The organism is Yersinia sp. 2542 StPb PI (genome assembly GCF_048593855.1).
GTDB classification, from domain to species: Bacteria; Pseudomonadota; Gammaproteobacteria; order Enterobacterales; family Enterobacteriaceae; genus Yersinia; species Yersinia enterocolitica_E.
Genome location: NZ_JAZGQA010000170.1, coordinates 1 through 9,025, shown reverse-complemented (window position 1 = coordinate 9,025; position 9,025 = coordinate 1). Strand labels below are relative to the sequence as shown.

The following is a 9,025-nucleotide window of genomic DNA, read 5'->3' as shown; positions in this document are numbered from 1 at the left end:
GTGAAGTTAAAACCAATATTGCCTTTTGAAATATCGATTCTGTTCATTTCAATGAGCTGTTTCACCTGAGCTTTATACTCTTTAGATAAAGCCGCTTGTTTTTGTTGTTCGCTTAGCTGTTTATCACGCTCAAGTTGTTCTTTTTTATTTTCATCCACAGCCTCTCTTGCCTCACGAGCCTGAGCTCGTGATTTCTTAGCTGTTCTTTGGACTTTGGCCATTTTTTTGCTGGTCACTAATCCAGCTTTTAGCATCTGCTCTTGTAAGGTGAGTTTTGTCATCTTCGGTCCTAAACCAGTTGAATAATTTGTGGGATTATACCTGTAATTTTTGAGTCTGTTCCAGGTTGCAGGACCTGATCACGGTATTACTTGAGTTTGGAGGGGTTATCAGAGGCTGGTGGGGCCTGTTCTCAGGATTCGCCAGTCGGTTTAAAATTCGGTATCATCCGCTCCCACTCTTCATCCGGGTAGCCTGATGTCTAAGATAATCGATACCTTTATTGCCCCGCCGTGTCATGACAAGATAGAGATTCTCTATCAGGACGATCACCTGGTACTTATCAATAAACCTGCTGGGCTGCTTAGCCTCTCGGGGAAAAATCCGCAAAATCTGGATTCGGTGCATCATCGGTTAGTACAGATATTCCCCGGCTGTACCCTGGTTCATCGCCTGGATTTTGGTACTTCCGGGCTGATGGTGATTGCCCGCAATAAGGCTATAAATGCCGCCCTCTGTCAACAGTTCAGCCAGCGCACAGTGACCAAAGTGTACAGCACACTGCTCTGCGGACATCTGGACAACAACGAAGGGATGATAGACGCAGCGATTGCCAAAGACCCGGCACTGTTCCCGCTGATGTCGATTTGCCCAATCCACGGCAAACCGGCTCGCTCCTACTATCGGGTCGTGGAGCGCTTTTATTATGAGTTGGAAGATGGGACGTTACTGCCATTAACGCGGGTACAGCTAACCCCGGAAACCGGGCGTACTCATCAACTCCGCATCCACTGTCAGCAGTTGGGCCATCCCATTTTGGGCTGTGACCTGTATGGCGGTCGCCTGCTGCCAGGTACCGAACAGACTCCACGGCTGATGTTGCACGCCAGTGAGTTGCATTTTGTTCATCCCATCAGTGAAGAGTGGGTCAAAGCCCATAATACCAGCCCGTTCTGAAAGCAAAAGTATCTATTACGATGCCACCCGGAGTATCCCCGATCTTATTTAAACGGGTATTACCTGTTGTTCTGGTCACAGGTGGGCTGAAAGTATCGCTCCACGTGATGTAATTCGTTATAGCGATGCTGGTTTTGCTAAAGTTCACCAACCTGTTATCTGGTAACTCTCGACTCGATGGCTTATAAAAATTATCTAAATATCGTTAAATTCGGGTCCCCGTTGAGCAAATACAACGATTAGTGGTGTGTTTATCCTCAGAAGCATCTTAATCCAAATAGGAATCGAAAATGGTCAATCTTGCTAACACTAAAGGTAACAATACCACTGGTGTACATATGCTTCAGCGCGACAAAAATGGTGGTTTTCGGATTCGTACCAGCCCAGATAGTCTGAAACGCTTCACTTCAGTTGATATACGTCCAGAACATCGTAGTTGGTTCAACGGGAAAAACGAAATTTACGGTTCGGAGCCTTACAACACGATTGAAGAAGGTGCGGCAGCTCTTTGTGCGTTCATCGAAAAGGTTTGCGGCATCACATGCGTCTGGGAACCTAAGAGAAAATAACGGTACCCCTATCTGGATTGGGGCAGATCAATTATGTCCGATCCTCGCTCTTGAGAGACCAACATAATCATTGGAGGAGGTTTGATTATGAATATGTCGTCGTGGAAAATCCCATCATCGGCCAAAAAAACTTCCTCAGAGATCATATATGGGGGAGATAACGACAGTGTCTATACAGCTTCTTCAGGGTTAGTTCAGGGGGAAGAGTGTTGTTTTGGGCAGTCAGTGACCTGCGGGTAATTGCGGCATACTAGATTGAGTTTGTTTTTCGGCTCGAAACCTTTATCCAGCATGCATCGTTGAATATTAGCGGCTTTGCGCAGCGTCGGCACGTAAGGCGTCGAACCCAACGGTTGCGGATAACCGCATTGATACATCACCGCCAGTGCTTGCTTGTCGTTTTCAACTTCATGAGAAAAATGCAGCGAGGCTCCCACTTTACGCCAGGTAATCAAGGAAGATTTGCTCACGCCGGAATCCGGCTTAATCGGATGAAACCCTCTGTCTGCGACAAAAGGCAGCGCTTCTAGCTGACTCTGACTCAAGGGATACCCCTGTTCTTGCTTGAGGCAGGCTGGTGTATCGTGGTAAATACGAACGCTGCAAATTTTGAATCCGTCTTTACGGGTAAAGCCCATATTCTCCATGCATTGGTAATACAGAACGGACTCATTATCCGTTTTGGGAATATCGGAGCCGGGGAGTTGCACGCCGCATTTACCCATCGCGACGCGCACGCCGTCGATATCCGTATCAGGACGCTGCCACTGTGTTAGATCCGGTGCTGGGGGGCATCCTGTCAGCAGGAATACAGACGTCATCAGCAGGGGTAAAGTTATCAGAGTCGATTTTCGGAACATTAAAATCCCTTATTTATTATTGTTTCAGATAGCATCCATACTGCCCGTATTTGCTCTACCAGAAAACAAAGAATCTTCGTGTAATTCAGCGATTGCTGGGCCATAAGAAACTGGAAAGCACGGTACGTTACCTTGGCATTCACGCCTGTTTCCAGCTCATAGCGAATTAAAGACCATAAAAATTATGACATCACTCATGGAGAACCAAGTCATGGATTTCACTATCAGTCCCGCACACCCTGAGCACTTTGGCATGCTACGCGCTATTGAACTGGCTGCTTTTGAAACATTGCGTAATGCAGGTGCGGTAACAGGCGAGGCGGGCGCAAGTAGTCTGGAGGAATTAAGCGAATTCAGTCGTAACGGTCTGCTGCTCACGGCCTATACGTCTGATTCTGTTCCTGTAGGGTTTGTCGCAGGCAAAGTTGAAGATATATGGCTGCACATTGCTGAAATTGATGTGCATCCGGGCTGGCAACGCCATGGTATCGGCAGACGACTTATGCAGACACTGCTCTGTATCGGGCAGCAGCGCGGTCTGACTGGTGCCACGCTGACAACAGACAACATGGTTGCTTTCAATGCCAGATTTTACGGCACATTAGGTTTTAAAATTGTGGAAGGTCTCGCACGACCACCACATCTTGTAAGCCTGAACGCTGATGAAATCGCGAAAGGTTTCAATCCGGCGCGGCGTGCAGCAATGTGCGTGACCTTCAGGACTCCGGGCGGGAAATAGTCCGCTATTCGCTCTTGCAGGACAACCATACTCAAATCTCTCACATCGTAGGAGATTTGAGTATGAAAACGTCACCGTGGAACAAAGACTGTATCATCGGTCAAAAAAGACCACTTCAGATATCTCATATCTGGGGGATCCGCATCAGACTTGAGCTGGAAGGTAAAACGCGTGATCTGGTTCTGTTCAACATGGCTTTGGACAGTAAGCTACGGGGCTGCGATCTGGTCAAACTCAAAGTATCAGATGTTGCATATGGTAGTTCTGTTTCAAGCAGAGCAACGGTGTTGCAACAGAAAACCGGTAGCCCTGTCCAATCGATTCAGGGATTTGAGGGCCAATGGAACGATAACGTACGATAATGGCATAACCAATTGATTATCAGTGGCGTTCCTGTGCCGGCAAGTTTCCAAAGAAGAAGGGCATGTTTTTTACATGACTGGACTTCAAATCCCTGGAATGGATTTTATTGATATAGTCCTGTGCGCGTACCTCTACTTCTACCAACGTGGAACAGCAAACCACGTAACCAGCCACTCAGTTAACGCGCTGATCTTGGCTGACTGTAACTGGCTTGAAGGCTTAATCAACCATACACCATCTTCGCCTGTCGCCTGCCAATCCGCCAGCACCGGTACTAACGAACCCTCTGCAAGTTCTTGATGTACCAGCCAGTTGGCCGCAAGCAACACACCCATGCCGGACTTAGCGGCCAGTATCAGTGCCTCCATCTCATCACTCTCATAACGTGTTTGCACCGGTACATTTATCTGTAGGCCGTCTTTTTCCAGTCGCCATTCAGGCCAACTGTGCATTGGTGTAAATCCGAGGCAATCGTGTTTACGAAGTTCCTGTGGATGCGTTAACGCCGGATGTAGCTCCTGATATGCCGGCGCAACGCACAATATGCGACTGGTATCCGCCAGCTTACGCGCAATGAGCCGGCTATCTGAAAGGACACCGATACGTATCGCCATATCGTAATTATCACCCAGCAAATCTACGTAACGATCAGTGCAGTGCAGTACTAAGCGGATATCGGGATAGGCCTGTAAAAAGCCAGGTAACGCTTGTGCTACCCAATATCGGCCAAAGGATGCGGGCACCGTTAACCGAATGGTACCTGCCAAAGCACGTGCTTCCTCTTCCGCTTCACGCAGCAGGTCATTTGCCAGGTCAATTTTTTGTCGATAGCGCAGGCCCTCTTCAGTTGGCCGGATGCGACGCGTGGTACGTTCGATCAGGCGAATACCAAGCCGTTTCTCTAACGCAGCGATACGACGGGAAATTACGGATACATCACGCCCCAGCGCTCGTGCACCTGCGCTAAAGCTTCCAGCGCGCACTACCGCCAGGAAAGCTTCACGTTGGCGAAAATCGTCATCCTGCATTATTGCTCCCAGTGCAACAGATAATTGGTTTTTAGAGTGATTATAGCGCCTATTTTTATCACATACTGGCTGTATCAAGTAAACAGGAGAACGCTATGCAAGCCATTCAATTAACTGCTCCAACGATCGACAGCCTTAACATCTGCGAACTACCGTACCCAAAGCCGGACTATGGTGAGGTGGTGATTCGTCAACATGCCGTGAGTCTTAACTACCTTGATTTGGCACTGGCTACAGGTAAGTTTGGTGCCATTGCACAGCCGATTATTCCAGGTGCAGACAGCGCTGGAGAAATTGTTGAGCTGGGTGCAGGTGTGAGCAGTTGGCAAACTGGCGAACGGGTGGTGCCAGGGATGATGTACAGTTGGCATGCCGGAGTGATACGCCCCAAACATCTTCACGCATTGCGCGGAGTTACTGCCAATGGGGGGCTGGCGCAATACGCCGTTGTCCCCGCAGCGTCGCTGGTGCGTATCCCTGATTCCCTTAGCTGGCAGCAGGCAGCGACGTTACCAGTTGCTGCCACTACTGCATGGAACGCCATCGTACGGGGAAAAATTCAACCCGGCAGTACCGTTTTGCTGCTTGGCACCGGTGGCGTGAGTCTGTTTGCGCTGCAATTCGCCAAAGCTGCAGGCGCCCGGGTGATAATTCTTTCCTCTTCCAACGAGAAGCTGAGCAGGGTGAAAGATCTGGGGGCGGATGAAGGTATTAACTATCGCGAAGAGCCAGAGTGGGATAGCAGGGTCCTCAAGCTGACGAACGGTCATGGCGCAGACCTGGTACTTGAATCGGTGGGTGCCTCGACCTTTGCAAAATCTGTCAGTGCCGCCGCCTACAACGGAACGATTTTTGTGATTGGCTTTGTTGGCGGTGCAGAGTTAAACGTGTCGGTGCTGCCGATTATGCAGAAGATGTTGAATATCGTGGGCAATAATACTGGCTCGACTTCGGATTTACGCGGTGCGGTCAGGGCGATTGAAACAGCCGCGATCGAGCCTGAAATCGACCGTGTTTTTTCTTTCGCTGAAACTCAGGATGCTTATCGTTACCTTCATTCCGCCAACCATGTCGGGAAAGTGGTAATTAATTTGAATGAATGAGTGCTGAGCATGGCCCCTGGTAAATTATAATTTTTACTCTAGGTGTAGAATGTTGGTCGCCTCGTAAACTGGTTTAAAACCTTATGAGGCGGCGTTATTGGGCTTTGACGCTAAATGTTTTTTTCACAGAAAAATAGCAGTAAGAAATTCAGTCATTACTACCGCCAGCCGGCAGAATCAGCTCTTTGTCCTGATTGTGTATATTACCCACTTTCTTGCTGACCGGATGTCAGAAAAAGTCCTTCTCTGGAACAGCTGCGTCATGAGCAATTTCTTCTGCACGCTGAGGCGTGATACTGGCGCTGAGCCATTCATGAACGGCGTCAGCAGTAATGACTAACGGCCGACGATCCTGGAAATCGGCCATGCCATGGTTACTCGATGGGGTAGCGGTTCTGTTTCAAGCAGAGCAACGGTGTTACAACAAAAGACCGGTAGCCCTGTCCAATTTGAGATAACCAAAGGGACAAGAGAAGCTGTTACTGCATTGATAAAGCTTGGTAATTTGCACAGTAAAGACTTCCTATTCCGGTCTCGGGTCGGTACTTGCCAACACATATCAACCCGGCAATACAACCGCATTTTTCATGGATGGATTGGAAAGCTCAGTCTCGATGATTCGCTGTACAGCACACATTCCATGAGAAGAACAAAACCTTACCTGATATATAAGAAAACCAAGAATCTTTGTGTGATTCAACTCCTGTTAGGCCATAAGAAACTGGAGAGTACGGTTCGCTATCTGGGGATTGAAGTCGATGATGCGTTGGAGATCTCTGAGTCGATTGAAGTCTAAGATTGTCAGGGCTGCAACTGTAGCCCTGTGCCAGGAGCGGACGTTCTAGCACCAGCTATGTTAATCAAAAGCGAGCAGATCAGTTCTTATAGCGGTTTAAAAAAATGGTCGTCTAATTTTCGGTTGTGAGTGTTTCATCGGATGTTCTAGATTCATCCTGTACTTTATTAAAGGAGATAATCATGAACTTCACGGAACTTCACCATCAAAACAAACCATTACTCATCGCCAATGTCTGGGATGCTGCTAGTGCAATTATGGCGCACCAGTCGGGCTATCAGGCCATGGGTACTTCAAGTGCAGCGATTGCCGCAACGTTAGGTTACGAAGATGGAGAAGCAATGTCTTTTGATGAATTGCTCTACATTGTCACACGTATCCAATCCGTCAGTAGCCTACCATTAAGTGTTGATGTAGAAGCGGGATTTGGTGGCACAACTGATGAGATAACGACCAATCTTAAACGTCTCGCGCAGCTTGGAGTTGTTGGTATAAATCTTGAGGACAGCAGAGTTGTTAACGGTGTCAGAAAACTTGATGATGCGGTTGCATTTTCCAGTCAATTAAAAGAGATTCGCGATGCGTTGAACAACGAGAGTTATCAACTATTTCTTAATATCCGTACTGATACATACCTGCTTAATCATGAACATGCTTTACAGGAAACGCTTTTACGTGGCCGACTTTATGAAGCATCGGGGGCAAACGGGCTTTTTGTCCCATGTCTGACGTCAGAAAAAGATATTGAGACCTTTTCCAAAGAGCTTAATATTCCATTAAACGTCATGTGTATGCCAGATCTTCCCACGTTCGAAAGGCTGGGGAAAATGGGTGTAAGTCGCATTTCTATGGGAAATTTCGTTCATTCAGCCATTCAATCGAAACTTAAAGATTTAATGCTACTTATCCAGTCGCAGCAAACATTTGCAGGAGTTTTCATTGATGAAAGTTCTCGATAATGCCCAGTGCAATGTCTGGTATCAGGCATTACTTGAGCGCGCTTCGGAGTATACAGGGGTGTTTTTCGTTGGTGTCAAAACAACGGGGGTATTTTGTATTTCGGTATGTCGGGCGAGGAAACCAAAACGTGAGAATGTCGAGTTCTATAAAGATTTTAAATCTGCTCTAGATGCAGGTTTTCGCCCCTGCAAAGTGTGCCGACCCACTGAAAATGCGCACACAGCTCCGTTTTTTATCGAACAAGCACTTGAACTCGTGCGCGCTAACCCTAAAACACGAATAAGCGACACTGCGCTACGTAAGCACGATATCAGCCCCGAGCGGGTACGACGCTGGTTTCTACAAAACCACGGTATTACCTTCCAGGCATTTCAACGAATGCAGCGGGTGAATATCGCACTTCAGGAGCTAAAAGGTGGGTCCGCAGCCACCGATGTGGCTTTTGATAATGGCTACGAATCATTGAGTGGTTTTGCTTATACCTATAAGCGACTTACGGGTGTTGTTCCAACAAAGCAGACTCAGATAATTATAATTCAACGATTTACCACGACCCTAGGCCCAATGTTCGTCTGTGCTACGGAACGTGGAGTTTGCCTGCTGGAGTTTACCGACCGCCGAATGCTGGAGACGGAATTCCGTGATCTCCAACGTTTGCTGAATGCTCGAATAATGTCAGGGGAGAATAACCATACCCGACAAGCGGAAAAAGAAATTAGTGAATATTTTTCCGGAACGCGACAACAGTTTGAGCTCACGCTCGATGCTCCAGGCAGTGATTTTCAACGCTCCGTCTGGCAGGGGCTAAGTGCTGTTCCTTATGGACAAACGTCACACTATCAAGCTCTTTCCGGGCTGATTGGAAAACCTAACGCAGTACGCGCGGTGGCCGCCGCAAATGGAGCAAACCGAATAGCTATAGTTATTCCTTGCCACAGAGTCATCGGCAAAGATGGTTCGATGACCGGTTACGGCGGGGGCATCGCGCGCAAAGAATGGCTAATCGAACATGAACGAAAACATCGCTGATAGACAGATACCAGCTGACGGCTAAAACTAAACAGGGTGGGGAAAGCTGAGTTTGGCACTTGGCTATCCATGTGCCGCCCTGTTAACTCGATCTGATTGTAAGGTCCGCTCTTCGCTCAAAGCTGCCTGTTATGCCTGCTTAAAAAACAGGCTTAACGTAGGATTTTTTTCCGTTTTCCAAGCGGACCCCATATAGGTTGTTTAGTCTCACGTGGGGGAAATAGCTTCGTGCAAGCCGCCAAGTAGAGGTTTGAGCAATGATTGGGCTGAACTATGGGTTCTGATGATGTTTCTCACATTTAACTCGTATCTTTTTCTATCAGGAAAACCGAGTTTCTTAGCTATGGTGTTTAGCAAGCCAGTCTCTCGGATAGGATATCGAGTCATCAAAGTAACGACATC

At 47.8% G+C, this 9,025-nt stretch carries 9 protein-coding genes and 3 pseudogenes; 8 read left to right on the top strand and 4 right to left on the bottom strand.

Annotated features, from left to right (window positions below; translation table 11 throughout):
* Positions 1 to 281: DUF2058 family protein (locus V1952_RS17115; protein WP_420073105.1), on the bottom strand; the 281-nt coding region annotated here is incomplete at its 3' end.
* A gap of 196 nt (positions 282 to 477) precedes the next feature.
* On the opposite strand from V1952_RS17115, the gene V1952_RS17110 reads away from it, so the two are divergent.
* Positions 478 to 1,176, top strand: coding sequence for an RluA family pseudouridine synthase (locus V1952_RS17110; protein WP_420075181.1), 699 nt, complete (start codon positions 478 to 480; stop codon positions 1,174 to 1,176).
* Positions 1,177 to 1,466: 290 nt separating this feature from the next.
* Positions 1,467 to 1,745 carry a hypothetical protein gene (locus V1952_RS17105; protein WP_372558878.1) on the top strand — a complete coding sequence of 93 codons (279 nt, stop codon included), beginning with the start codon at positions 1,467 to 1,469 and terminating at the stop codon, positions 1,743 to 1,745.
* Positions 1,746 to 1,939: 194 nt separating this feature from the next.
* Here V1952_RS17105 and V1952_RS17100 read toward each other — a convergent pair whose 3' ends face one another.
* A complete protein-coding gene (locus V1952_RS17100; protein WP_420075180.1) occupies positions 1,940 to 2,605 on the bottom strand; it encodes a hypothetical protein in 666 nt (221 codons plus the stop codon).
* Positions 2,606 to 2,789: 184 nt separating this feature from the next.
* On the opposite strand from V1952_RS17100, the gene V1952_RS17095 reads away from it, so the two are divergent.
* Entirely contained in the window at positions 2,790 to 3,344 is a 555-nt protein-coding gene (locus V1952_RS17095) for a GNAT family N-acetyltransferase (protein ID WP_420075179.1), read from the top strand.
* A gap of 62 nt (positions 3,345 to 3,406) precedes the next feature.
* Positions 3,407 to 3,661, top strand: a pseudogene (locus tag V1952_RS17090) (integrase); the annotation flags it as partial.
* A gap of 183 nt (positions 3,662 to 3,844) precedes the next feature.
* Here V1952_RS17090 and V1952_RS17085 read toward each other — a convergent pair.
* Positions 3,845 to 4,735, bottom strand: a complete 891-nt coding sequence (locus V1952_RS17085) for a LysR family transcriptional regulator (protein ID WP_420075178.1) — start codon at positions 4,733 to 4,735, stop codon at positions 3,845 to 3,847.
* Between the two features lie 95 nt (positions 4,736 to 4,830).
* On the opposite strand from V1952_RS17085, the gene V1952_RS17080 reads away from it, so the two are divergent.
* The 4 genes and pseudogenes from V1952_RS17080 (at position 4,831) to V1952_RS17065 (ending at position 8,623) form a co-directional block, all read left to right on the top strand.
* Positions 4,831 to 5,838: a zinc-dependent alcohol dehydrogenase family protein gene (locus tag V1952_RS17080; RefSeq protein WP_420075177.1), complete on the top strand. Its 1,008-nt coding sequence runs from the start codon at positions 4,831 to 4,833 to the stop codon at positions 5,836 to 5,838.
* 394 nt (positions 5,839 to 6,232) lie between these two features.
* A pseudogene (locus V1952_RS17075) lies at positions 6,233 to 6,634 on the top strand (tyrosine-type recombinase/integrase); the annotation flags it as partial.
* Positions 6,635 to 6,816: 182 nt separating this feature from the next.
* Positions 6,817 to 7,593, top strand: coding sequence for an isocitrate lyase/PEP mutase family protein (locus V1952_RS17070; protein ID WP_372558883.1), 777 nt, complete (start codon positions 6,817 to 6,819; stop codon positions 7,591 to 7,593).
* The gene (locus V1952_RS17065) at positions 7,577 to 8,623 is read left to right on the top strand and encodes a bifunctional transcriptional activator/DNA repair enzyme AdaA (RefSeq protein ID WP_420075176.1); all 1,047 of its coding nucleotides are present in this window, start codon (positions 7,577 to 7,579) and stop codon (positions 8,621 to 8,623) included. The genes V1952_RS17070 and V1952_RS17065 overlap by 17 nt, the downstream gene beginning before the upstream one ends.
* A gap of 207 nt (positions 8,624 to 8,830) precedes the next feature.
* On the opposite strand, the pseudogene V1952_RS17060 reads toward V1952_RS17065, so the two are convergent.
* Positions 8,831 to 9,025: pseudogene (locus tag V1952_RS17060) on the bottom strand (hypothetical protein); the annotation flags it as partial.

Coding starts and splice junctions, on each gene's coding strand:
- V1952_RS17105 (WP_372558878.1), top strand. CDS start 1,467: ATGGTCAATCTTGCTAACACTAAAGGTAACAATACCACTGGTGTACAT.
- V1952_RS17100 (WP_420075180.1), bottom strand. CDS start 2,605: ATGTTCCGAAAATCGACTCTGATAACTTTACCCCTGCTGATGACGTCT.
- V1952_RS17085 (WP_420075178.1), bottom strand. CDS start 4,735: ATGCAGGATGACGATTTTCGCCAACGTGAAGCTTTCCTGGCGGTAGTG.
- V1952_RS17110 (WP_420075181.1), top strand. CDS start 478: ATGTCTAAGATAATCGATACCTTTATTGCCCCGCCGTGTCATGACAAG.
- V1952_RS17095 (WP_420075179.1), top strand. CDS start 2,790: ATGACATCACTCATGGAGAACCAAGTCATGGATTTCACTATCAGTCCC.
- V1952_RS17080 (WP_420075177.1), top strand. CDS start 4,831: ATGCAAGCCATTCAATTAACTGCTCCAACGATCGACAGCCTTAACATC.
- V1952_RS17070 (WP_372558883.1), top strand. CDS start 6,817: ATGAACTTCACGGAACTTCACCATCAAAACAAACCATTACTCATCGCC.
- V1952_RS17065 (WP_420075176.1), top strand. CDS start 7,577: ATGAAAGTTCTCGATAATGCCCAGTGCAATGTCTGGTATCAGGCATTA.